The 22,882-nt window shown below is 70.1% G+C and carries 25 protein-coding genes and 1 pseudogene; 9 read left to right on the plus strand and 17 right to left on the minus strand.

All coding sequences use genetic code 11. The annotated features are described in order from the left end of the window. Positions 1-49 precede the first annotated feature (49 nt). Together AC07OY_RS01420 and AC07OY_RS01425 are read left to right on the plus strand one after the other, a co-directional pair. Complete coding sequence (locus AC07OY_RS01420; RefSeq protein ID WP_495040745.1) at positions 50-895, plus strand: transposase; 846 nt, start codon at positions 50-52, stop codon at positions 893-895. Further along, positions 895-1,725 (plus strand): amidohydrolase family protein, encoded by an 831-nt coding sequence (locus tag AC07OY_RS01425; RefSeq protein WP_495040746.1) that lies wholly within the window; start codon positions 895-897, stop codon positions 1,723-1,725. Before AC07OY_RS01420 ends, AC07OY_RS01425 begins: the two co-directional genes overlap by 1 nt. Here AC07OY_RS01425 and AC07OY_RS01430 read toward each other — a convergent pair. From AC07OY_RS01430 to AC07OY_RS01445, 4 genes are read right to left on the minus strand one after another with little or no spacing between them, the layout of a single operon-like run. Beyond that, positions 1,722-2,462, minus strand: a complete 741-nt coding sequence (locus AC07OY_RS01430; protein ID WP_495040747.1) for a LytR/AlgR family response regulator transcription factor — start codon at positions 2,460-2,462, stop codon at positions 1,722-1,724. The two genes, AC07OY_RS01425 and AC07OY_RS01430, sit on opposite strands and share 4 nt — an antisense overlap. Further along, the gene (locus AC07OY_RS01435) at positions 2,459-3,472 is read right to left on the minus strand and encodes a LytS family sensor histidine kinase (protein ID WP_495040748.1); all 1,014 of its coding nucleotides are present in this window, start codon (positions 3,470-3,472) and stop codon (positions 2,459-2,461) included. The genes AC07OY_RS01430 and AC07OY_RS01435 overlap by 4 nt, the downstream gene beginning before the upstream one ends. Further along, a complete protein-coding gene (locus AC07OY_RS01440) occupies positions 3,469-4,662 on the minus strand; it encodes a sensor histidine kinase (RefSeq protein WP_495040749.1) in 1,194 nt (397 codons plus the stop codon). The genes AC07OY_RS01435 and AC07OY_RS01440 overlap by 4 nt, the downstream gene beginning before the upstream one ends. Continuing rightward, positions 4,662-5,030 carry a hypothetical protein gene (locus AC07OY_RS01445; protein ID WP_495040750.1) on the minus strand — a complete coding sequence of 123 codons (369 nt, stop codon included), beginning with the start codon at positions 5,028-5,030 and terminating at the stop codon, positions 4,662-4,664. The genes AC07OY_RS01440 and AC07OY_RS01445 overlap by 1 nt, the downstream gene beginning before the upstream one ends. Positions 5,031-5,229: 199 nt before the next feature. Here AC07OY_RS01445 and AC07OY_RS01450 point away from each other — a divergent pair, with 199 nt between their 5' ends. Next, on the plus strand, positions 5,230-5,676 hold the full coding sequence (locus AC07OY_RS01450) for a tetratricopeptide repeat protein (RefSeq protein WP_495040751.1): 447 nt from the start codon (positions 5,230-5,232) through the stop codon (positions 5,674-5,676). Positions 5,677-5,727: 51 nt separating this feature from the next. Next, positions 5,728-7,977: a penicillin-binding protein 1A gene (locus AC07OY_RS01455; RefSeq protein WP_495040752.1), complete on the plus strand. Its 2,250-nt coding sequence runs from the start codon at positions 5,728-5,730 to the stop codon at positions 7,975-7,977. 16 nt (positions 7,978-7,993) lie between these two features. On the opposite strand, the gene AC07OY_RS01460 is transcribed toward AC07OY_RS01455, so the two are convergent. From AC07OY_RS01460 to AC07OY_RS01475, 4 genes are all read right to left on the minus strand, one after another. Continuing rightward, a complete protein-coding gene (locus AC07OY_RS01460; RefSeq protein ID WP_495040753.1) occupies positions 7,994-8,380 on the minus strand; it encodes a VOC family protein in 387 nt (128 codons plus the stop codon). 198 nt (positions 8,381-8,578) lie between these two features. Next, entirely contained in the window at positions 8,579-9,049 is a 471-nt protein-coding gene (locus AC07OY_RS01465; protein WP_495040754.1) for a group II truncated hemoglobin, read from the minus strand. Continuing rightward, on the minus strand, positions 9,046-9,780 hold the full coding sequence (locus AC07OY_RS01470; RefSeq protein WP_495040755.1) for a DUF4386 domain-containing protein: 735 nt from the start codon (positions 9,778-9,780) through the stop codon (positions 9,046-9,048). The genes AC07OY_RS01465 and AC07OY_RS01470 overlap by 4 nt, the downstream gene beginning before the upstream one ends. After that, complete coding sequence (locus AC07OY_RS01475; protein WP_495040756.1) at positions 9,777-10,292, minus strand: hypothetical protein; 516 nt, start codon at positions 10,290-10,292, stop codon at positions 9,777-9,779. Before AC07OY_RS01475 ends, AC07OY_RS01470 begins: the two co-directional genes overlap by 4 nt. A gap of 210 nt (positions 10,293-10,502) precedes the next feature. On the opposite strand from AC07OY_RS01475, the gene AC07OY_RS01480 reads away from it, so the two are divergent. Further along, positions 10,503-11,210 (plus strand): hypothetical protein, encoded by a 708-nt coding sequence (locus tag AC07OY_RS01480; RefSeq protein WP_495040757.1) that lies wholly within the window; start codon positions 10,503-10,505, stop codon positions 11,208-11,210. A gap of 13 nt (positions 11,211-11,223) precedes the next feature. Here AC07OY_RS01480 and AC07OY_RS01485 read toward each other — a convergent pair whose 3' ends face one another. Then, positions 11,224-11,670: an Lrp/AsnC family transcriptional regulator gene (locus tag AC07OY_RS01485; RefSeq protein ID WP_495040758.1), complete on the minus strand. Its 447-nt coding sequence runs from the start codon at positions 11,668-11,670 to the stop codon at positions 11,224-11,226. 125 nt (positions 11,671-11,795) lie between these two features. On the opposite strand from AC07OY_RS01485, the gene AC07OY_RS01490 reads away from it, so the two are divergent. Further along, positions 11,796-12,695 (plus strand): DMT family transporter, encoded by a 900-nt coding sequence (locus tag AC07OY_RS01490; RefSeq protein ID WP_495040759.1) that lies wholly within the window; start codon positions 11,796-11,798, stop codon positions 12,693-12,695. Here AC07OY_RS01490 and AC07OY_RS01495 read toward each other — a convergent pair. Further along, a complete protein-coding gene (locus AC07OY_RS01495; protein WP_495040760.1) occupies positions 12,667-13,152 on the minus strand; it encodes a hypothetical protein in 486 nt (161 codons plus the stop codon). The two genes, AC07OY_RS01490 and AC07OY_RS01495, sit on opposite strands and share 29 nt — an antisense overlap. Positions 13,153-13,167: 15 nt before the next feature. Next, on the minus strand, positions 13,168-13,698 hold the full coding sequence (locus AC07OY_RS01500; protein ID WP_495040761.1) for an SRPBCC family protein: 531 nt from the start codon (positions 13,696-13,698) through the stop codon (positions 13,168-13,170). Positions 13,699-13,782: 84 nt separating this feature from the next. On the opposite strand from AC07OY_RS01500, the gene AC07OY_RS01505 reads away from it, so the two are divergent. The 3 genes from AC07OY_RS01505 to AC07OY_RS01515 all read left to right on the plus strand — a co-directional run bounded on the left by AC07OY_RS01505 (position 13,783) and on the right by AC07OY_RS01515 (position 17,811). After that, a complete protein-coding gene (locus AC07OY_RS01505) occupies positions 13,783-14,637 on the plus strand; it encodes a phytanoyl-CoA dioxygenase family protein (protein ID WP_495040762.1) in 855 nt (284 codons plus the stop codon). Between the two features lie 148 nt (positions 14,638-14,785). Continuing rightward, complete coding sequence (locus AC07OY_RS01510) at positions 14,786-15,931, plus strand: BON domain-containing protein (RefSeq protein ID WP_495040763.1); 1,146 nt, start codon at positions 14,786-14,788, stop codon at positions 15,929-15,931. Positions 15,932-16,194: 263 nt separating this feature from the next. Next, entirely contained in the window at positions 16,195-17,811 is a 1,617-nt protein-coding gene (locus AC07OY_RS01515) for an alpha-amylase (protein ID WP_495040764.1), read from the plus strand. 59 nt (positions 17,812-17,870) lie between these two features. On the opposite strand, the gene AC07OY_RS01520 is transcribed toward AC07OY_RS01515, so the two are convergent. The 6 genes and pseudogenes from AC07OY_RS01520 to AC07OY_RS01545 form a co-directional block, all read right to left on the minus strand. After that, entirely contained in the window at positions 17,871-18,290 is a 420-nt protein-coding gene (locus AC07OY_RS01520) for a hypothetical protein (RefSeq protein WP_495040765.1), read from the minus strand. A gap of 122 nt (positions 18,291-18,412) precedes the next feature. Then, positions 18,413-19,789, minus strand: coding sequence for a bifunctional UDP-N-acetylglucosamine diphosphorylase/glucosamine-1-phosphate N-acetyltransferase GlmU (gene glmU / locus AC07OY_RS01525; RefSeq protein ID WP_495040766.1), 1,377 nt, complete (start codon positions 19,787-19,789; stop codon positions 18,413-18,415). A gap of 64 nt (positions 19,790-19,853) precedes the next feature. Then, the gene (locus AC07OY_RS01530; RefSeq protein ID WP_495040767.1) at positions 19,854-20,486 is read right to left on the minus strand and encodes a DUF4136 domain-containing protein; all 633 of its coding nucleotides are present in this window, start codon (positions 20,484-20,486) and stop codon (positions 19,854-19,856) included. A gap of 182 nt (positions 20,487-20,668) precedes the next feature. Continuing rightward, positions 20,669-21,589, minus strand: coding sequence for a tRNA 2-thiocytidine(32) synthetase TtcA (ttcA, locus tag AC07OY_RS01535; RefSeq protein ID WP_495040768.1), 921 nt, complete (start codon positions 21,587-21,589; stop codon positions 20,669-20,671). A 5-nt stretch (positions 21,590-21,594) separates the two neighbouring features. Continuing rightward, a complete protein-coding gene (locus AC07OY_RS01540; protein ID WP_495041955.1) occupies positions 21,595-21,993 on the minus strand; it encodes a dihydroneopterin aldolase in 399 nt (132 codons plus the stop codon). A 306-nt stretch (positions 21,994-22,299) separates the two neighbouring features. After that, a pseudogene (locus AC07OY_RS01545) lies at positions 22,300-22,845 on the minus strand (FAD-dependent oxidoreductase); the annotation flags it as partial. Positions 22,846-22,882: the final 37 nt, after the last annotated feature.

The raw sequence follows: 22,882 nt of genomic DNA on the forward strand, positions 1-22,882 counted from the left end.
CGGCAGGCCGCCATCTTGCCATTCCGGGCGCCGGGACTTAAGGTGGCGCATGGCAAGGCCTGCTCGACTGGAGATTGCCGGCGCCGTCTACCTGATCGGCGCCCATTGCCCGTTCGAGAGCGGGCAGTTCGCTTTTGTCGACGACACGGACCGGGCCGAGATGCGATCCCTGCTCGCCCAGGCCCTGCATCGCTTCGACGCCCAGGCCCTGGCCTACGCGCTGCTGCCCGACCACTACCACCTGCTGCTGTTCACCCGCCGCGCCAACCTGTCGCAGCTGATGCGGCATGTGAACGGCGTCTACACCCAGCACTGCCAGCAGCGCCACGGTTTCCGCGGGCCGCTCTTCCAGGGGCGCTTCCACGCCGTGCTGGTGGATCGCGAGCGCTATCTGCTGGATGCCTGCCGCTATATCGACCTCAATCCGGTGCGCCTGGGCCTGGCGCGCGGTGCGGCGGGCTGGAGCGGCTCCAGCTTCCGTGCCCTGGCCGGCATGGAGGAGGCGCCCGCGTGGCTGGACGTCGACGGCCTGCACACCCATCTGCTGGGCAGGCCGGCAGCGACGCCGGCCCAGCACCGCCTGGCCGGCGAGCGCTATGCCCGCCTTGTCGCCTCCGACCCCGGCCTGCAACTGTGGCCGGGGCGGCTGCGCGAGCAGATCTTCCTGGGCGATGCCGACTTCGCGGCCCGCATGCGCGCGGCGGCGGTCGTGCCGCGGCGCGCGGCGCGCACCAGCTTCGCCGAATGGATGAAGCGCGCCGGCGGCATCCGCGAGCAGGCGTTGTGGCTGGCCCACACGGATGGCGGGGTGGCCATGACCGACCTGGCCGGCCAGCTCGGCCTGTCGGTCTCGCGCATCAGCCGCCTGATTGCCGCAGCGGAACGGGCAGTTTGATGAAACGACGCGCGCTGCTGCTGGCCGCTCTGCCGCTCGCGGCCCGCGCCGCCGACTACACCGGTCCCATCTTCGACGCCCACCTCCACTACAACGACGACGCGCAACTGCCGCATCCGCCGGCCGACGTGATGGCCCGCATGGCGCGCGCCGGCGTGCGTGGAGCCCTGGTCAACAGCCGGCCCAACGACGGCACGCTGCGGCTGGTGGCGGAGAAGGGCCCGCAGTGGGTGCCTTTCATCCGCCTCTACCGCAACCGCGCCGACTACACGGGCTGGTTCGCCGACGACAGCATCCGGCTGATGGTGCTGGACCTGCTCAAGCGCGGCAGCCCGGCCGGCCCCTTCCGCGGCCTGGGCGAGTTCCATCTCTATGACAGCGCCAACGCCGACGGCCCGACGGCCATCGCGCTGATGAAGCTGGCGCGCGAGCGCAGCCTGACCGTGCTGGCCCATGTGGACGACGTGGCCGTCGACAAGCTACTCGGCCATGCGCCGGGCGCCTCGCTGATCTGGGCCCACGCCGGCATCTCGGGCGAGCCGCTGCCGCGCGTGAAGGAGTTGCTGGCCAAGCACCCAGGCCTGCGCGGCGAGCTGTCCTACCGCCCCGGCATCACCTTCGACGGCCACCTCAGCGACGACTGGCGCGCCCTGTTCACCCAGCAGCCGGGGCGCTTCCTGGTCGGCTCCGACACCTGGGTCACGCAGCGCTGGCAGCACTACGAGGGGCTGTTTGCCGACTACCGCAGCTGGCTGGGCCAGTTGCCGCCGGAAGTCGCGCAGCGCATCGCCTGGGGCAATGCGGCCGAGCTCTTCCAGCTCAAGGCCTAGAGCTGTTTGAACCGGTGCGCGTAGGCGGGCGAGACCTCCAGCGTCTCCGGCCTGTCCTTCAGCGCGATGCTGAGCTTGCCGCTCAGCGAGCGGCTCACCGACTTGATGGCGCGTGCATTGACGATGGTGGAGCGGTGCACCTGCCAGAAGTGCTCGCCGTCCAGCCGTGCGACCAGCTCCTTCAGCGGCACCGAGATCAGCGCCTCGCTGTCGGCCGTGACGACGGCGACGTATTTGTGGTCGGCGCGGAAATAGGCCACGTCCTCGACGGTGATGAGCTGCAGCTCGCGGCCGCGCTGAACGGTGATCCAGCGCAGCGGCTCGACCGTCACGGCCGGCGCCGTGCGCGCGGTCAGGCCGCCCAGATCGGCGGGCGGTTGCGTGAGGCGCTCCTTGAGCCGCAACAGGGTCTTGGCCATGCGCACCGGGTCCAGGGGCTTGAGCAGATAGCCGACGGCGCCCTCGTCGAAGGCCTGCACCGCATAGCGCTCGTGGGCCGTGATGAAGACGATATGGGCGCGGCGGCCGATGAGCTGGGCCACCTCCAGGCCGGACAGGCCCGGCATCTGCACATCCAGGAAGCAGACCTCGGGCGCCAGCTGCTCGACCAGGCGCAGCGCCTCGTGGCCGTCGCGCGCCATGCCGACGATCTGCGCCTCGGGCCACTGGCGCAGCAGCTCCTCGCGGATTTCGGCCGCGAGCAGAGCTTCGTCTTCGGCGATCAGGATGCGGGTCATCTCGTCGTGGGCCAGGTCAGCTTGAACAACGGCATATCTTCTGCGAGCAAGGTCAAGGACGCCGCATCGCCGTGCACGGCGCGCAGGCGCTGGGCCAGCTCGTCCACCGGCACCTTGTCGGCCGAGCCTCGCGTGCGCTCCGCATCCGGCCCCAGCGCCTGCAGCCGCAGTTCGGCCACGCCGGCCCCGGCATGCAGGGACAGGCTCCACAGCGTCGTGCCCTCGTCCAGCAGCGGCCGCACCAGGGGCAGCAGCACCATGGGCGCCAACGGCCAGTCGGGCGGCTCGGCCAGTCCGGCGAGGTGCAGCCTCTCGGTGTGCTGGGCGTCGGCGCTGACGAGGCGTGCGTAGGCTCGCAGCGCGAGGATCTCGCGGGCCAGCGTCGATACCTCGGCCTCGATGTGAGGTTGCAGGGCGCGCAACAGGTCGATCAGCGCGGCCAGGCGGGCCTGGGCGCGCAGGGGCTGGGCCAGCAGCTCGGCATCGATGGCGGCCAGGCGCTCGGACAGCAGGGCCGGGTCCACGCGGGCCTGCAGGGCCAGCAGCTGCGTCGCGGCGAGCTGGCGTTCGCGCTGGGCGGCCGCGCCCTGCAGGGCCGCCAGCCGCGCCTGGGCGCGTTGCGAGAAGCGCAGCTGCACATAGACGGCCACGCCCAGGCCATGCCAGATCAGCGTCGTGCTGGCGAGCGTGAAGTCGTTCTCCCAGGTCCACCAGTCCGCCTTGCCGAGCAGGGGATAGAGCCGTGGCGCGATGAGCCAGATGCCGCCGAAGACGGTCAGCCCGACCACGCCGGCATAGGCCGGCCAGGCGGGCAGCCAGCCGGCATCGACGAGGGCGTCGGCCAGGCGCAGCAGCAGCACGGCCGGGATGCCGAACTGGATGACGTTGTAGGCCAGTGCATTCAGCGCGTCGCGGCCGGACATGGTGTTGTCCAGCGGCGTGCCATTGGCCACCAGCGTCGCGGCGCCGACCAGCAGCATCCAGCCGGGGTCGCTGGCTTTCAACGTCATTGCCATGTTCTCGGGCCGAGCGCCGGGCCGCTCCCAAGCCGGCCCGTCTGGCGATGTGCACGCGGCTCGAAGCCGTGTGCATCGCCGTCCCCGCGGGGGACCGGCCAAGGTACTCCTTGGACGAGGGGCAGATGGATTCTGGCGATGAGGCCGCGCGGTTGATTCAGGTGCAGGCTCAGCCGGGCTTTGGCGCCATGCGCTGCCGCCAGCCGCGCGCGCAGCGTGGCCAGGCCGGTGCCGCTGCCACTGCTGCTGCCCATGCCGGCGCCGGTGTCGGCGACTTCCAGGCGCAGCAGGCCGGCCTCGTCGGGGTCGGGCAAGGCGCGCACGCGGATCTCGCCGCCCTCGACCTGCGGGCCGATGCCGTGCTTGATGGCGTTCTCCGCCAGCGTCAGCAGGCAGGTCGACGGCACGATGACGTCTTCCAGGCCCGGCGCGATCTCGTAGTGCAAGGCCAGGCGCTCGGGCCCGATGCGGCGCTGGTGCAGGGCCAGGAAGGCGGCCACCAGCTCCAGCTCGCGGGCCAGCGGCGTCTCGGCCTGGCGCAGCTCGGGCAGGGCGGCGGCCAGGTAGCGGCGCAGGTCGGCCAGCATGGCGTGGGCGGCGTGGGCGTCGGTGCGGGCGAGGCGGCGCAGATGGGCCAGGGTGTTGAACAGGAAATGCGGCTCGACCTGGGCCTGCAGCAGGGCCGCGCGGGCTTCGTCGAGCTGGCGGGCCTGGGCCTGCTCGTCGCGCTGCAGCCGCTCGACGTCGGCCTGGCCGCGCGTGCCGCGCTGGCGGTACTCCAGGCCGAGGCAGACGCAGGCGGCGAAGGTGATCAGGATCTGCAGCGAATAGGCGTTCAGCCGGCCGTCCGGCGGCCCTATCGCGTGGATGCTCTGGTTCAGTGTTGCGAACAGCAGGGTCAGGCCGCCGATCTGCACGGCCAGCCCCCAGCGCCGGGCGACGCCGGCCGGCGGCAGCAGGGGCTGGGTCAGCGCCGCCGCCAGCCACAGCCCCCACAGCAGCACGGCCAGGCCCAGGCCGCCCTTGAGGCCGACGTCCACGCGGCAGGCCTGCTCGGGCCACAGCGCGCAGCGCACCACCCCCGGCAGCAGCAGGGCCGCCGCCAGCCCCAGGCTGAGCGCAGCAGCGGCCAGCAGGGTGCGCCAGCGCAGCGGGGCGGCAGGGTCGGTGGCGGCAGGGGGCATCAGCGGGGAGTGTCGCCCGGCTTGGCCTGAGCCAGCGTCGCGGAGGCGGCGAGGGCGACGGTGCGCGGCGCCGGGTCGGCGAAGCGGATGTTGACGACATAGCGCTGCGGCGTGCCGCGCAGGCATTCCAGCGAGCCCACGGCGTTGCGCACCGGGCTGCGGTAGTTGCGCGAGCCGTCCAGCGCAATGAGCTGGGTGCGGCCCTGGGCGTCGACCTCGAACTCGACGCGCACATCGCCGTCGAAACCGACGCGCTGCTTGGCGCTCGCCAGGTACTCGCTCAGCTGCTCGCCGGCCTCGGGGCAGGCGGCGGGAGCGGCAAGCGCCGGCAGGGCGGTGAGCAGCAGCAGGGGCAGGAAGGCTTTCATGGGGACTCCTCGGGAGGTGGCGATGGCGCAAAGTTAGAGATCGCCGGCGCGCGGGTCAGCTCTTGCCGGACGAAGCCCGGGATAGACCCGACGAAGCCTGCGGTGCGCCCGACGGCCCGCCACCCCTCTGACTTTCCTCACGGGGCCTTTGCGGGGCCCTGCCCAGGCCCTAAGCTCGCGCCCACGACGAGGAGACGACATGCGCCTTGCTGCTGCCCTGACCGCCTTGCTGCTGGCGACTGCCGCCGGTGCCGCCGACATGAGCCCGCCGCCGGAGATCAAGCCGGCTGCCACCGACCCGCTGGCGACACCGCGCCGCCTCATCGCGGCCAAGGACTGGCTGGGCGCGCTGGCCGCCTTGCGCGCCCAGCCCCAGGCCGGCAATGCCGACTGGCACAACCTGATGGGCTACACGCTGCGCAAGCAGGCCACGCCGCAATGGGCCGAGGCCGAGTCCGAGTACCTGCAGGCCCTGCGCATCGACCCCCACCACCGCGGCGCCAACGAATACCTCGGCCAGCTCTATGTGACCAAGGGTGACCTGGCCCGGGCACGCGAGCGCCTGGCGGTGCTGGAGAAGGTCTGCCCGAGCGGCTGCGAGCAGCGGGAAGACCTGCAGAAGGCCATCGCCGGCGCCAGCAAGTAAGCGCTTGTCGCCTACACCGCGGGCCGGCGCCCAGCCCCTAGGATGCGCGCCATGCTGAAGTTCATCCTGCAACGGCCCTGGCTGGCCGCCCTGGCCGGCGTGCCGCTGGCCCTGATCCTGCTGGGCGCCATCGCCGCCGTGTTCATCTGGGTGCGCCTGCCGCAGCTGGACGCGCTGACCGACTACCAGCCCCACCAGCCGCTGCGCGTGCTCAGCGAGGACGGCCAGCTGATCGGCGAGTTCGGCACCGAGCGCCGCCGCTTCGTCGCGCTGAAGGACATCCCCAAGCCCCTGCAGGACGCCCTGCTGGCGGTGGAGGATGCCGACTTCTATACCCATTCGGGCATCGACTACAGCGGCATCCTGCGCGCGGTGGGCCACAACATCATGCATCCCACGCGGCTGCAGGGCGCCTCCACCATCACCCAGCAGCTGGCGCGCAATATGTACCTGACCAACCGCCAGACGCCGGGGCGCAAGTTCAAGGAGGCGCTGCTGGCCATCAAGATCGAGAAGAACCTGACCAAGGAGCAGATCCTCGAGGTCTATATGAATCACATCTCGCTGGGCAACCGGGCCTATGGCTTCGGTGCCGCGGCGGAGCGCTATTTCGGCAAGCCGCTGGACAAGCTCAACACCGGCGAGATCGCGCTGCTGGTGGGCCTGCCCAAGGATCCCAACCGCCTCAACCCGGTGCTCTATCCCGAGCGGGCCAAGCGCCGCCAGAAGGTGGTGCTGGGCCGCCTGGTCGCCGTCGGCCTGATCACGGACGAACAGGCCCAGGTGGCGCGCGAGAAGACGCTGGACGTGCGCCGGCCGCGGCGCCTGTCCGGCGTGGCCGATCACGCCGCCGAGCAGGTGCGGGCCGAGATGGTGACGCGCTACGGCGAAGAGGCCTACACCCGCGGCCTGACCGTCTACACGACGCTGCGCTATGCCGAGCAGGCGGCCGCCCAGGAGGCCCTTCGCCATGCCCTGTTCGAGCTGGAGCGCCGCCAGCCCTTCCGCGGCCCCGAGGCGACCGTCGAACTGCCTGAATCCGGCGACAAGGGCGAGGAGTTCGACGAGGCGCTGGACGCGGCGTTTGACGCCCACCCGGACCTCGGCGAGCTGCGCACGGCCGTGCTGCTCAAGCTCGAGAAGGGCGCGGCCGAGCTGGTGCTGGCCGATGGCGACAAGATCACGCTGAAGGGCCAGGCCCTGCGGCCGCTGCAGAACCTCAAGCGCGGCGCCGTGCTGCGCGTGCTGGAGTCGGGCAAGCAGTGGCAGATCAGCCAGACCCCGCAGGCCGAGGGCGCCGTCGTCACGCTGGACCCGGCCACCGGGGCCATCCGCGCCCTGGTCGGCGGCTTCGACTTCGCCCGCAACCAGTTCAACTCCGCCACCCAGGCCTGGCGCCAGCCGGGCTCGGCCTTCAAGCCCTTCATCTACTCGGCCGTCATCGAGCAGGGCGCCTGGGCCGGCACCCTGGTCAGCGACCAGCCCTTCGAGCAGGGCGACTGGGCGCCGCGCAACTACGACGGCCAGTACGAGGAGTCGCTGACGCTGCGCCAGGGCCTGGCCAGGTCCAAGAACATGGTCACCATCCATCTCGTGCAGGCCCTGGGCCCGCAGCGCGCCCGGGCCTGGGCGGCGCGCTTCGGCGTGGACGAGGACAAGCAGCCCCTGAACCTGACCATCGCCCTGGGCACCGGCTCGGTGACGCCGCTGCAGATGGCGCAAGGCTATGCCGCCTTCGCCAACGCCGGCCAGATGCCGGTGGCCTGGCTCATCGACCGCGTGCAGGACGCCCAGGGCCAGGTGCTGTGGAAGGCCGAGGCGCCGCGCTTCAAGACGGCCGTCAGCCCCCGCAATGCCTTCATGACCTCGCAGCTGCTGGCCGCCGTCGCCCGCGAAGGCACCGGCGCCCGCGCCAGCTCCTTGCTGGGCCGCTGGGACCTCTATGGCAAGACGGGCACGACGAATGACGCCGTCGACGCCTGGTTCTGCGGCTTCCAGGCGACGCGGGCCGGCGCGGTGTGGATAGGCTATCCGCAGCCCAAGTCCCTCGGCGAGCGCGAGAGCGGCGGCGGCCTGGCCCTGCCGGTGTGGGCCGCCACGATGGCGGTGGCCTTGAAGGGCCAGCCCAACACCCAGATCGCGCCGCCGGCCGAGGGCCTGGTGCAGCAGGACGGCAACTGGTTCTACGCCGAGTTCGCCGCCGACATGGCCATCTCGCGCATCGGCCTGCCGCCCGCGCCGGCGCCGGTCGCGTCCGAGCCCGAGACGGAAAGACTGCCGGCGTCGCCGATCAACCAGTAGCCGCGGCTGTTCGCGGCTATTGCCCGGCGGGCGGCTCCCACAGCTCGAGCTTGTTGCCGTCGGGGTCCATGACCCAGCCGAACTTGCCGAACTCCGAGTCCTGCGGCTCGCCGACGACGTTGCAGCCTTCCTCGCGCAGGGCGGCGAGCAGGCCCTGCAGGTCGGCGACGCGGAAATTGATCATGAAGGCCGCGGTGCTGGGCGCGAAATAGCCGGTGTCGGCCTTGAAGGGGCACCAGTTGGTGCCGCCGGCGCCGCCCGGGTTGTCGGGCGTGGCCCAGGGGAAGGTGACGCCGCCCCAGGCCTCGACGGGCAGGCCGAGATGCTTGGCATACCAGTCGGCCAAGGCCTTGGGGTCGGGCGATTTGAAGAAGATGCCGCCGATGCCGGTCACGCGTTTCATGGATGCTCCTCGAAGTCGCGCGATTTCAGCATGCAAGGTTGGCGTTGCATATCGGTTGTCGATGGTGCTTTCGCACCGTATGTCAGGGGCGGCATTGCGGGCCGAGCGCCGGGCCGTTCCCAAGCCGGCCCCTCGGGGGACCGACTGGGCTTGCGCGCGTTCAGCGCCGCAAGACCAGGCGAGGGGCTCAAGTTCTTTTCAGCCCTGGTACGGCCCCTTGACCTCGCCCCAGCCCCACTTCGGCATCGGCGCATCGGCATCCACGGTCGCACCGGGCTGGGAGTTCAGCACCGCCAGCCGCGAACCCCATTCGAGATAGCCGACCAGGGCCGAGCGGAACTCGGGGTCGTCGGGCATGCCGAGCTGGTCGGCCGTGTCCAGCAGCAAGGCGACCCAGGCGCGGCGCTGCTCTTGGCTCAGGTGGCGGTTCAGATGCTGGCGCACCATGTGCGGATGGCCGCCATGCTCGGCGGAGTAGGTGGCCGGGCCGCCCAGCACCTCGCCGAGGAAGGCGGCCACATGGGCCGGGTGTTCGCCGTTCATGTGGGCGAAGACGGGCGCCAGCAGGGCGTCGTCCTTGACGCGCTCATAGAAGCGTTCGGTCAGGCGCTGCAGGGCGGGCAGGCCGCCGAGCCAGTCATAAAGCGTAGGGACTGCGGTGTCGCTCATGGTCTTGAAGCCCGTGGGGAGGCCCTGGAGCTGAGGTCGGTCGGCAGCTTCTCAAGCCGGTGTTTGCCCGCGGTCAGCCACAGCGCAAAGGCCAGTTCGCCGACCAGCACCGGCAGCATGACGGCCGGGAACAGCAGCCGTGCGACGGCGGGCGCCAGCAGCAGGGCGAAGCTGTTCAGCAGATAGGCCAGGCCGGCAGCGCCCAGCAGCCAGCCCAGCAGGCGCGGCGCCACGCCGCCGTGGGCGATCAGCGCACCGCGGATGACGCAGGCGAAGCCGAAGAAGATCAGGCCGATGCCGAAGCCCTGGCTATGCAATTGCACGGCCAGCATGGCCAGGGCCTCGCGCTGGCCCGGCAGGAAGGCGGCGCCGATGGCCGGGCTGGTCAACAGGTCCAGGGACGCGAGCAGCTGCACGCGGTTGGCGACCAACACGGCCGTCTGCACGAGGTTCAGCCCGGTGGCCGTCAGCGCCAGCGTCTCGTTGACGGGGCGCAGCAAGCGCCACAGCACGACGATGACGGGCAGGTCCAGCACCTGCATCAGGAGGTCGGCGGCCAGGCCGAGGCGCCACAGCTGCGGGTTGGCGGCGATGCGCTCTGCCGTCGCTGCCGCGTCGCCGGCGACGACGAGGCTGCCACGCACATAGGCCTCGCTCCACAGGCCGAGGGCAATGATGGCCAGATAGCAGAGGCCGGCGAGGCGCAGCTCGCGTGAACTGACCTTGCTCATGCCGGCCTCACCGCCTGCCAGGCCCAGCGGGCCACGCCGCGCACGACCCAGGAGATGCCGGCGATGAGGCCGCCGATCAGCGTGGGCAGCATGGCGCCGAAGGTCCAGCTCATGCCGAGCACGAAACCCAGCAGGCATTCACGCCGATGGGCCGGCAGCAGCAGGGGGAGCAGCAGCAGCGTGAAGAACAGCATCTCGGTCACGGCCTGCAGCTTCAGCGAGAAGGCCAGCGCCAGTGCGCCACCGAGCAGCAGGGCCAGCAGGAAACCGCTGGCGACCGGCAGCCAGGCCCGCCGCGGCGCCGCGGCCGGTGGCAGGCGGCCCGCGGCCCAGGCCGCCAGTGCCGGCAGGATCAGCAAGCCCCAGGCATTGGACAGGCCCGGCAGGTCGGCGCGCTGCAGCAGATGGTGGCTGACGATGCCGCCGTGCAGGGCTTCCCAGGCCAGATGGAGGGCCTCGGCCAGAAGGGCGAGGGCGGCGAGGGCGATGCGGGCGGTCGGCGGGGTGGGCATGGGTGAAGTGTGACGGGGCCAGCTTGTCAGCTTGCCGGGCCTCGCGCGACATGACGACCGCGCCGCGACCGGCTGCGCGAAAGAGGCGACCAGGTGCGGCGCCACCCGACAGCCGGTGTCGCGTTTAACGGAAGCAACGCCGGGTAACAGCTGTCCGGCCGGCGCGGCTCTAGAGTCGAGGCATCCCGCCACCCTCCTGGTCTGCAGCCTATGCGCCGTTCCTCGCCCGCCGTTCCCGTCTCCGTCCTGCTGATCGTGCTGCTCGCCGGCTGTGCCTCGGTGCGTGAGACGCGGCGCGGGCCGGACGGCCGCGAGCAGCAGATGGCCCAGGCGCCCTCGGTGGCGGGCGTGGCCGAGGAGAGCTTCGGCAAGTCGGGCTGGGGTGAACGGGGCGATTTCGCCCTCAGCGGCCAGCGCGTGCGCTACGACCGCAAGGGCAAGCTGTCCCTGTTCGAGCCGCTGCAGGCGTCCGCGGCGCACACGGTGCTGCGCTTCAGCTCGCCCAGCCCGGCGGGCGAGAACGCCACGGTCTGCGAGGCCTGGACGCCCGAGCTCAGCGCCAACGGCCGCCTGACCGACAGCAAGCCCTGGGTGCTGAGCTGCAAATGGGGCAGCGCACCGGCCGCCATGCTGCAGATCGGCGAGGGCCAGATGCGCCGCGGCAAGCTCAGCCGCGAGGGCGCGTATCGCCGAGGCGAGCTGACGGTGGGCCTGCGCTCGGTCCATCTCGTCGAGGGCAACGTCCAGCCGCGCACAGCGGCCACGGGCTACGAGATGCTGTACCAGGGCACGGTCGTCGGCAGCCTGGACCTCAGCGGCAGCCAGCCGCGGCTGCGCCGCCCCGACCCGGCCACGCCGCTGGGCCGCGCCGTCACGGAAGCGGCCCTGGCCCTCGCGCTGGCCTGGGAGCCGAGTTGACCTGAGCGTCCGTTCAGCCGGCCAGTTTCAATGCCGGCACGCGGCGGCGCAGGGGCTGGGCCTTGACGATGCTGGAGCTGGTCTGGGCGCAATCGGCCAGGCGGTCCAGCGCCTGGTCGAGATGCTCGATGTCGCGCAGGGCCAGGCGCAGCACGAAGCAGTCGTCGCCGGTCACCTTGTCGCACTCCAGCGCCTCGGGCATGGCCTCGATGCGGGCCTGCACCTGGGCCAGGGCGCCCGGCATGGGCCGCACGCGCACGATGGCCTGCAGCGTGAAGCCCAGGGCCTGCGGGTCGATGTCGATGGTGAAGGCGCGGATGACGCCGCGCTCCTTGAGCCGCGCCAGGCGCTCCGAGGTGGCGGGCGGCGACAGCCCGATGGCCTCGGCCAGGTCCTTCAGCGGCGCGCGGGCATCGGCGGCCAGGGCGGCCAGCAGCAGGCGGTCGGTGTCGTCGATCATGATTCTGTGGAAATGATGGTTTGCCGATGCTTATTCTGGCAAATCATCGATATGCCGTCCAAAACGCATGTGTTGAACTGCATGGCCTTGGAACAATGAGGTCCTCGGCATAGCAAGGAAGACCCGTGTCCCCCACCACCCGCGGCGCCCTCGAGATGGGCAGTGCGATGAGCCTGCTGGGCTCCATCGGCTATTTCGTGCTGCTGTCCGGCCTGGCGCCGCTGGACGTGGTCTTCTGGCGGTGCGGCTTCGGGCTGCTGACGCTGGCCCTGATCTGCACCGCCCTGGGCCTGTGGCGCCGGCCGAGTGCGCGGGAGTTCGGCCTGGCGGTGCTGGGCGGCGTGGCCATCGTGCTGAACTGGGTGCTGCTGTTCGGCGCCTATGGCCGCGCCTCGGTGGCCGTGGCCACGGCCGTCTACAACCTGCAGCCCTTTTTGCTGATGGGCCTGGGCGTGGTGTTTTTCGGCGAGCGCCTGAGCCTGGCGCGCCTGGCCTGGGTAGGCCTGGCCTTCACGGGCATGGTGCTCATCGTGCAGGCCAGGCCGAGTGCCGGCTATGTCGGCGGCGACTTCGGTGCCGGTGTGGCCATGGCCCTGGGGGCCGCGGCGCTGTGGGCGGTGGCGGCCGTCGTCGCCAAGCGGCTGAGCGGTATGCCGGCGCCCTTGATCGCGCTGATCCAGGTGGGCGTGGGCCTGCTGATGCTGGCGCCGTTCGCCGACTTCGGCCAACTGCCGCGCACCGCCATGGGCTGGATGCCCCTGGTGGTGCTGGGCGCGGTGCACACCGGCCTGATGTATGCGCTGATGTACGCCGGCGTGCAGCGCCTGCCGACGGCCCTGCAGGGCGGCCTGTCTTTCCTCTACCCGGTGGTGGCCATCCTCGTCGACTGGCTGGCGCTGGGGCATGAGCTGGCGCCGCTGCAGTGGCTGGGCGCCGCCGCCATCCTGCTGGGTACGGCGGGCCTGTTCAGGGCTTCCCGGCCAGTGCCTGTTGAAGTCAGGGACGCGGTGGTGGCGGCCCGCTAGCCGCCGCTGGCGGTCGGCGGTCGCCCCAGCCCATGGCCTGCCGGGGCGCCACGACGACGTAGGCGAAATGCGGCTCGGGTGAGCCATGCGTGAAGCGCCAGTAGTGCAGCGTCTCGCCGTCCTGCACGAACAGGCCGAGGTACTGGAGCTCCGCTGCCTTCAGCGAGCCGGGCCTGGACAGCGGTTCGCCGAACTCGCGGCGCAGGTAGCGGGGCAACTCCCGCTCGTCCTCATCGGGCAGCCCCGTCTTGCCGAACCAGTCGGCCGGTTCAATCACGCTCTCCTCCTTGTGCATCTCGTCGAGCCGGGCCTGGAAGTTCTTCTTGAACTCCGGGTCGTTGGGGTCGACCTTGAGGCTGGCGTGCTCAGGCGCCGGTGCAGGGGGTGGCGGCTGGCGGTCGCCACAGCCGCACAGCCAGGCGAGGGCGGCCGCGACGAGGAGCTGCCTGTGGAACATGGGCCGGCGGCGCGGTCAGTTCTTTTCCGCCAGCGCCTTCAGGTTCGCCAGCCCCGCGTCGAAATCCGGCCCGACCATCTTGTCCATGAACAGCCCCATCCAGCGGTGGACGGGGTTGCTGCCCATGTCGCCGTCCATGGACCAGGTGACCTGGGTGGCGCCGCCATTGGCGTCGAGGCGGAAGTCGCCGGTGGAGGTGGTGTTGAAGTCGGGGAAATAGAGCTCGTAGGCCAGGCGCTTGGGCGCCTCGGCCGTCGTGAAGGTCATGCGGCCATCGCCCTGGCTCTTGCTCTTCCACGCCCAGACGGCGCCGGGGCCGGAGGCGGGGCCGCTGTACTCGATGGCCATGGCCGGGTCGCGCTGGTTCCAGGCGCTCCACTGCTTCCAGCCGCGCGGGTCGGCGACAAGGGCATAGATCTTGTCCGGCGCGGCGTTGATGGCCAGGGTGCGCGTGACCGTGTACTTGGGGGACACCAGCATGCCGCCGACGCCGATGAGCAGCGCCAGGGCGACGATGACGATCAGCAAGACCTTGAGGACTTTCATCGGGAGTCTCCCGGGGATTGAGAAGGCCGCACTGTGGGTGCCGCGCGCCGGCCACACAATCCGCACAACTTCGGACGCATCCTCATGACTACTGACGCCAAGCTCGCCGCCACCTACGCCGAACAGGGCTATCTCATCATCCCCGGCTTCAAGACGGCCGCCGACATCGCCGCGCTGCGCCAGCGCGCCCTGGACCTGGTCGACGCCTTCGATCCCGGCGAGCAGCGCCCGGTCTTCACGACCGAGGAGCAGCAGCGCCATGTCGACGACTACTTCATCGACAGCGGCGACCAGATGCGCTGCTTCTTCGAGGAAGAGGCCTTTGACGAGCAGGGCAAGCTGCGCGTGCCCAAGGAGCTGGCCATCAACAAGATCGGCCATGCCATGCACGACCTGGACCCCGTCTTCAGCGCCTTCTCCAAGGGCGAGGCCCTGCGCGGCGTCGCCACGGAACTCGGGCTGAAGCAGCCCCAGGTCTGGCAGAGCATGTTCATCTTCAAGCAGCCCGGCATCGGCGGCGAGGTGCGCTGGCACCAGGACGCCAGCTTCTTCGAGAGCGACCCCATCACAGTGACGACCTTCTGGTTCGCGCTGGAAGACGCGACGCTGCAGAACGGCTGCCTGTGGACCGAGCCCGGCGGCCACAAGGGCCAGCGCGGCGTGCTGCGCGAGCGCTTTGTGCGCGAGGGCCGCAAGGCCTGGATGGAGCAGATCGATCCGACCCCGTGGCCGGCGGCGGACTCCCGGCAAGCCATTCCGCTGGAGGTCGAGGCAGGCTCCCTCGTCGTCTTCCACGGCCTGCTACCGCACTACTCGGCCGCCAACCGCTCTGCCAAGTCGCGCCATGCCTACACGCTGCATGTGACCGACGGCGCCAGCCGCTATTCGCCGCGCAACTGGCTGCAACGTGACGAGAAGTTGCCCGTTCGCGGCTTCTAGGCCTCTTCGCTCACAGCACTCACAAGCCCTCACATCCCAGGCCCTTTGTCCTACAAGGCGAAGGAACCTGGACCGGCAAGGCCGGTCGCCGCGTCACCTCAAAGTCGTCTCCACCGCAAACGTCGACAACGACGATCTGGAGGCCGACATGAAATTTCCGAAATCGATGCACGCCGAGGGTTGGGCCAGCCACCTGGAAGAGACCAAGCCCGAGCACCTGCCCGATGCGCTGAAGCCTGCTGGCAAGCCTGCCGTCGGCCCGGCGCGCTTCAAGCCCACCGGCGCGGGCGCCAAGATTTCCATCCACGCGCCGCTGAGCGCGACCGCCGCTGAAGCGCCGCGCGTCGACCCGGTCTTTGCGCGTCCCCAGCCCAGCGTGAGCAGCGCCTCGACGGCTGCCGTGCGGCGCGATGGCCCGCCCAGCTGGCTGATCCCGGCCGGTGCCGGCGCCGCCATCATCGCGGCCGTCGCCATCTGGGCGATGAACAGGCCGAGCGAAGCGCCCGTCACGTCGCCCAGCCTGGTGGTGGGCAGCGCCGAGCCTCAGACCGAGGTCGCGGCCGCCACGCCGGTGACCGAAGCGCCGGCTGCATCCCAGGCCGAGGACAGCACGACGACCACGGTGGCGGCTGCGCCGACACCGGCCGCTGAGCCGACGCCTGTCGAGCCCGCCACGCAGCGCCTGGGTCCGCCGGTGACGACCAGCCGTCCGGCCGTCGAGTCCCGTCAGGTGGCCCAGGCCCCGGTGCCCCCGGCTCGACCCGAGATGGTGTTGCGCGCGCCGCCGCCCGCTCCCGTGGCCACGCTGCCGCCGGCCACGACGGTGGCCGCCGCGCCGGCCGACGCCCAGCCCCTGAGCGTTCCGCCGGGCTCCGCGCCCATCGTCATGCCGCCGACGGCGGCCGGTCCGGCGACGACGCCTCAGGCTCTGACGCCGCCCGCCGTCATCCCGCCGGTTGCCGCCACCACGCCTGAGACCATCGCCAGTGCGGCTGCGACCGGCACGCCGCCCCTGGCCCAGGTCACGCCCCAGCCCCAGCCGGTGGCTGAGGACAGTGGCATCACCGCCAAGGTGCGCCTGGCCCTGGCCGCCGACGCGACGCTGGCCGCCGTGCCCATCGCCGTCAGCACCGACCATGGCGTCGTGAAGCTGGAAGGCCAGGCGCCCGACGCCCAGACGCGCGAGCGTGCCACCTTCGTGGTGGCCGGTACCTCGGGCGTCAAGGGCATCGACAACCGCCTGACCCTGCCGCCGCCCACCGTGGTGGGCCAGGCCCCGACCAGCCTGCAATAAGCGCTGCTCCGCCCCTCCCACCGCCGGCCTGTCCGCTAGGACTGGCCGGCGTTTCTCTTTGTTGGTAGCAAAACTACCACTCGATTTAGCGTCTCGCTGAGCGTCCCGTCTGAATGTGACGGGATAACACCGAGTGCGAGTTCGTTGTTAATCCGGTGTTTGAGTAGTACAACTACATCGCCATGTCACCGCTTCCATCAGAGCAGCGGGCAGGGCGAGACGGGCCCGGGAAGGCCCCGACCATCACACCAACCGGAGACAACATGCGAATTGCATGCCTTGAGCGCGCAGGCTCTTCTGCGCCTATCAGTACCGCGGTAGCCACGGCCGCCGCAGCCTGGTTCCTGCTGGCAGCGCCCGCGAACGCCCAGACCAATGGCGTCATCCTGCAGGCTTTCGAATGGACCAGCCCGGCCGACGGCACTCACTGGACGACGCTGAAGAACGGTGCCCAGACCTGGGTCAACCGCGGCGTCACGGCCTTCTGGCTGCCGCCGGCCTACAAGGGCCAAGCCGGCACCAATGACGTGGGCTACGGCGTCTACGACCTCTTCGATCTCGGCGAGTTCAACCAGAAGGGCGCCGTGCGCACCAAGTACGGCACCAAGGACCAGTACATCGCCGCCATCGACGCCATCCACGCCGCCGGCGGCCAGGTCTATGCCGACATCGTGCTCAACCACAAGATGGGCGCCGAGGCCACGGAGCGCGTCACCGCCGTGCGCGTGGACCAGAACAACCGCAACTCGGAGTACTGGGGCGACATCGGCATTGATGCCTGGACCCGCTTCACCTTCCCCGGCCGCGTGCAGAACGGGGCGCTAAAACACAACGGCTTCACCTGGAGCTGGTACCACTTCGACGGCGTCGACTGGGCGCAGAACCTCGGCAACGACGGCTGCACCGACTGCCGCATCTACAAGTTCCGCGGCACCGGCAAGGGCTGGGACCCGGGCGTGTCCACCGAGAAGGGCAACTACGACTACCTGATGGGTGCCGACGTCGACTTCCAGCATCCCGACGTGCGCCAGCATCTGAAGGACTGGGGCGTCTGGTACACGACCTTCGCCAAGCTGGACGGCTTTCGCATCGACGCCACCAAGCACATCACCAACACCTACTTCAACGAGTGGCTGGGCCATGTGCGCAGCAGCACCGGCAAGACGGGGGCGTTCGCGGTGTCGGAGTACTGGAGCTCGAACATCAACGAGCTCAACGCCTATGTCAACGCGACCAACACCAGCGGCAACAACCTGTCGGCCTTCGACGTGCCGCTGCATGCCAACTTCCAGGCGGCGGGCAACGGCAATGGCTTCTACGACATGCGCAACCTGCTGGCCAACACGCTGGTGTCGTGGCAGCCGACCAAGGCGGCGACCTTTGTCGACAACCACGACACGCTGGACGGCCGGGCCCTCTCGTCCAAGGTGCAGGACTGGTTCAAGCCCTCGGCCTACGCCGCCATCCTGCTGCGCTCGCAGGGCTATCCGACGGTGTTCCTGGGCGACTACGACGGCGTGGCCGGCAACGTCGCCAGCCATGCCTGGGTCATCGACCAGCTGTTGAAGTCGCGCAAGTTCCACGCCTATGGCAAGCAGAACGACTATTTCGACGACGCCGACGTGGTGGGCTTCACGCGCGAGGGCGATGCCCAGCACTGGTACGGCGTGGCCGTGCTGATGACGGACAACCGCAACAACTGGGGCAACAAGTGGATGTTCGTCGGCACCTCCCATGCCAACCAGTGCTTCACTGACGTGACCGGCGCCAACACCACGGCCGTCTGCGCCAACAGCAGCGGCTGGGCCAACTTCAGCGTGCCGCCGGGCAAGGTGACGGTGTGGGTGCGCAGCGGCAAGTACGGCCGCAACACCAACTGAGGACCTGCCGCCCAGCAAAAAGGCGCCCCGCGAGGCGCCTTTGCTTTGGGTGCGGGCGTTCAGTGGCAGAACTGGCTGCGGGCCGGCGCGAGCTCCGCGTCGATCAGCGCTTCCTCGGTCACCTCGCGGGCGGCCTCGAGCTGCAGGCAGAGTTCGGTGATGCCGTCGTCACGGCCGCCAACGACTTCGGGCAGGGGCGCGGCGGCGATGTCGGTCGGCAGGTCGGCCAGGGCGCCGATCAGCTGGAACAGCAGTTCCAGGCTGGCTTCGCCGTCCTGGGGCAGGTCGCGGGCGGCGCCCAGGCTTCGGGCCAGATACCAGCAGGCTTCGGCCGCGTTGTCGCAGGCCTGGGCCTTCAGTTCGAGGGCGCGGTTGCGGGCGTCGGCTTCGCTTTGCGCCTGGGCAATCTCGTAGGCACCGAGATCGGCCGGGACGGCATCGTCAAGCGAGAGCGCGGCAAAGTCGAGTTCGTGGGCCATGAGGTGGTACAGCGGCTTTCGTGAGGCAGGGCCATCGTAAGGGCGGGCCGGGTCGGGAAGCTTCCCCTCAACCCGGGCCCCGTGAAGCAATCGCCGGAACTAAGTCACGAGACAGCTTCTATTCAACGCTTCTTGGTCGGGCGGGTCCAGCCAGCAATTGAAACCTGTTTGCCGCGAGCGACAGCCAGGTCACCAGATGCAACTTCCTTGGTGATGGTGGAGCCGCCGCCAATGGTGGCGCCATTGCCGATAGTCAGCGGCGCGACCAGCACGCAGTTGGAGCCGACGTGGACGTCGTCGCCGATCGTCGTGCGGTGCTTGTTGGCGCCGTCGTAGTTGGCCGTGATGGCGCCGGCGCCGTAGTTGACGCGCTCGCCGACGATGGCGTCGCCGAGATAGGCCAGGTGGTTGGCCTTGGCGCCCTGGGCCAGCGTCGAGTTCTTGACCTCGACGAAGTTGCCGATATGCACCTCGGCGCCGAGCTGGGCGCCGGGGCGCAGGCGGGCGAAGGGGCCGATCAGGGCGCCTTCGCCAACGCTGACGCCGCCCGGCTTCTCGCCGTCGATGTGCGTGAACTCGTGGATGCGGGCACCCGCGGCGATCCTGGCATTGCGGATGACGCAGTTGGCGCCGACGCGCACGCCATCGCCCAGCTCGACGTCGCCCTCGAACACGCAGTTGATGTCGATCTCGACGTCCTGGCCATGGGTCAGCGTGCCGCGCAGGTCGAAGCGGGCCGGGTCGGCCAGGCGAACGCCGGCGCGCATCAGCTGTTCAGCCTGGCGGGCCTGGAAGGCGCGCTCCAGCTGCGACAGCTGCACCGGGTCGTTGACGCCCAGCACCTCGATCTCGTTGTGGGCCTTGATGCCCAGCACCGGCAGGCCCTCGGCGACGGCCATGGCGACGATGTCGGTCAGGTAGTACTCGCCCTGGGCGTTGTTGTTGGTCAGGGCGCCGACCCAGCGCTTCAGGGCGGCGGTGGGCGCGGCCATCATGCCGCTGTAGCCCTCGTGGATGAGGCGCTGCTCGGGCGTGGCGTCCTTGTGCTCGACGATGGCGAGCACGCCGCCGTCGTCGGGGTCGCGGATGATGCGGCCATAGCCCGTGGGGTCGGCGAGGTCGACGGTCAGCAGCACCAGGGCATGGCCGGCGCAGGCGTCGATGAGGGCCTTGGCGGTCGTCGTCTCGATGAGGGGGACATCGCCATTGAGGATCAGCGTCGTGCCCTCGCCCACCAGGGCCGGCACGACCTGCTGGATGGCGTGGCCGGTGCCGAGCTGGGGCATCTGGCGCACGAAGGACACGCCCGCCGTGGCGGCCTCGACCTGGTCGGCCCCATGGCCGGTGATGACGATGCGGGCGTCGGCGGCCAGGGATTCGCAGCTTTTCAGCACATGGCCGAGCAGCGAACGGCCCGCGAGCTTGTGCAGCACCTTGGGCGTTGCGGACTTCATGCGGGTTCCCTTGCCCGCCGCCATGATCACGATATTGAGCGCCATGCCTGCCTTGCGACTACGTTTTGACGAAGTCGCGATTATGGGCAGGCTGGCCGGCTTCTCCGGGCTAGCGGATTGCTTGCACGGACACGCGGTGCGACTTGGGGTTGACCTTGGGGAACTCCGCCAGCGCGGCGTTGAACAGGCTGGAGATGACGGCGTCGCTGCCCATGGTCATGCCCTCGTTGCTGGCATGGGTCTCGAACAGGGCCTCGCCGCTGGCGCGGTCGCGCATCAGCACGGCCACGGCGCGGTCGTAGCGGCGGTCGAAGAAGGGATCCTGGCGCCAGCCCCAGCCGCCCCAGCCGGCTGCGTAGCCGTAGCGCGGCGAGAACATGCGGCCGCGCCAGCGCCACCACAGCGGGTCGTCCCAGGGCACGGGGTCGTAGGCGGTGACGCGGGCGCCCAGGGTCACAAGGACATCGGCGGTCTTGGCATCGGCCGCGGGCCTGAAGCCGGCCTTCTCAAGCGCGGCCTTGGCGGCGTCTTCCAGCGAGTTCTGGCGCTTGGCGGCCTCTTCGCTCTGCTGCTGCGAGGGCAGGCGGTCGAAGGCATAGGTGCCCGGCTTGCGGTCGGCCGGCCAGCTGCCATAGCTGGAGACGTCGGCCGAGACGGTGTAGGGGCCGGCGCAGCCGGTGACGGCCAGCACCGCGGCGGCGCTGAGGCTGGTCAGGACCAGTCGACGGTTGGGAGCGAACATGGCGGGCCTCCTGGAGTTGCGGCCATTGATCTTGAGACGGACAGTTTGCCGCACTGTGTGCGGACGCATCCAAATGTCAGCGCATGGGAGCGTCAGCGGCAACGCCGGCCAGGTGCCATCGGTTGACCGTGGAAACGAAAACGGCGCGCCTTCTGGGCGCGCCGGTCGGGGGGCGAGAGCGATCAGGCCTCTTCGCGCATCAGCTTCACGACCGCCGTCGTGGCCGGCGTGGCGCAGGACTCATCGTCGTCGAAGGCGATGTCGCCACCCGCATCCGCCACGCCCGTCGCCTTCATGGTCTCGAAGGGGAAGAGCTTCTTGTCCATCATGTGCGAGGGCACGATGCTGCCCATGGCGGTGAAGATGTTGTCGATGCGGCCGGGGTAGCGCTTCTCCCACTCGTTGATCATGGCCTTGACCTGCACGCGCTGCAGGTTCTCCTGGCTGCCGCAGAGGTTGCACGGGATGATGGGGAACTCGCGGTGCTCGGCCCAGCGCACCAGGTCGGGCTCCTTCACATAGGCCAGCGGGCGGATGACGACGTTCTTGCCGTCGTCGCTGACCAGCTTGGGCGGCATGCCCTTCATGCGGCTGCCGAAGAACATGTTCAGGAACAGCGTCGTGACCATGTCGTCGCGGTGATGGCCCAGGGCGATCTTGGTAGCGCCCAGCTCGCCGGCCACGCGATAGAGGATGCCGCGGCGCAGGCGCGAGCACAGGCTGCAGGTCGTCTTGCCCTCGGGGATGAGCTTCTTGACGATGGAATAGGTGTCCTGGTTCTCGATGTGGAAGTCCACGCCGCGCGAACGCAGGTAGTTGGGCAGCACTTCTTCCGGGAAGCCGGGCTGCTTCTGGTCGAGGTTGACGGCGACGAGGCTGAACTTGATGGGCGCGCGCTGCTGCAGGTTGAGCAGAATGTCCAGCATGGCGTAGCTGTCCTTGCCGCCGGACAGGCAGACCATGACCTTGTCGCCGTCTTCGATCATGTTGAAGTCGGTGATGGCCTGGCCGACCTGGCGGTGCAAGCGCTTGGACAGCTTGTTGATCTCGTGGGCCGCCTTCTTCTCGGCGGCGGCTTGGTCAAGGTCAAGAACTTCAGACATGGCGTTCACCAGATTCCGGTTTCGGAGCTGACTGCAACTTCGCAGTCGGGAAAGATTTCGAGCTTGGTCAGCTTGACGCGCACGCCGACGACGCCGGTCAGGCTCATCAGGCGGTTGCTGAGCTTGCCCACCAGGGCCTCGACGAGGTCGGTGTGCTCGGTGGTGCACTCGTCGATGATGGCCGCGCGGATGCGGCGGTAGTCCAGCACGCGGCCGATGTCGGCGTCGCGCGCGACGATGGGCAGGGCGCCGAGGTTGACCTCGGCATCCACCTGGATGGGCTGGGGGCCGGTGCGCTCGAAGTCGAGGATGCCCAGGTTGGCCTTGAAGCGCAGCCCCTGCAGGTGGATGATCTGGCGGTTGTTGAAACGCTGCGGCGCGGCTGCGGGGCCTTCCGGGCGCAGGGCCTGCTCGATGAGCTTGGCGGCCTGCACGCCGTCGGCCAGGGCCGTCTGCACGCAGGGATGCCAGCGGGCGCTGGCGTCGCCGGCGACGAAGGCATGGGGGCGGTCGTGCTCGCTGAGCAGGGCGAAGGCGGAAGGCTCGGTCTCGAAGCCCAGCAGGGCGACGACAGTGTCGAAGCGCTCCTCGCCGACGGTCACGCCAGCATCGTCCGGGCGCAGCGCGTCGGGCAGGGGCGTGGCCAGGCGGAGCTGGATGCGCGGGTGGGCTTCGACGCGTGCCACCAGGTGCGTCTGGGCACGCCAGCTGCCGCGCGCCCACAGCGTCACGTCGCAGCCGCGATCGGCCAGGAAGAGGGCGTTCTCGGCGGCGTTGTCGCCCGCGCCGAGCAGCAGCATGCGGCCCGGGGCCAGCGTCTCGCGGCGGGACGTCAGCGAGGTGGCGTCAAGCACGCGCGGGTGGGGTACGGCGAAATAGCGCGCCGGGCGCAGCAGGCGCAGGCCGGTGGCGACCAGCAGGGCGCGGGCATGCACGTGCTCGCCGGTGGCCAGCTGCAGGGTCCAGGCGCCGGCGGCATGGCGGGCCGATTCGGCCTTGGTTCCCCGGCGCAGCGTGATGCCGGGTGTCTTCTCAACCTGTTGCGCGTAGTTCAGCGCCAGCTCGGCCAGTGCCGCGGCAGGCTGGCCCAGCACCCAGTCCTGGCGGAAGTCCAGGCCGCGCAGCGCGGCGCAGAGCTGGGGCTCGCGCTCCACCAGCAGAGTCGACATCCCCAGCTGCGCCAGCCACGACGCGGCGCTGCAGCCCGCGGGGCCGCCGCCGAGGATGGCAACGTCGATGGAGGTGGGGTCGGGCATGGGTGCAGCCGGGCAAAGCGCCGGATTATCCCAGCCG

Source organism: Roseateles sp. GW821-FHT09H10, assembly GCF_059415865.1.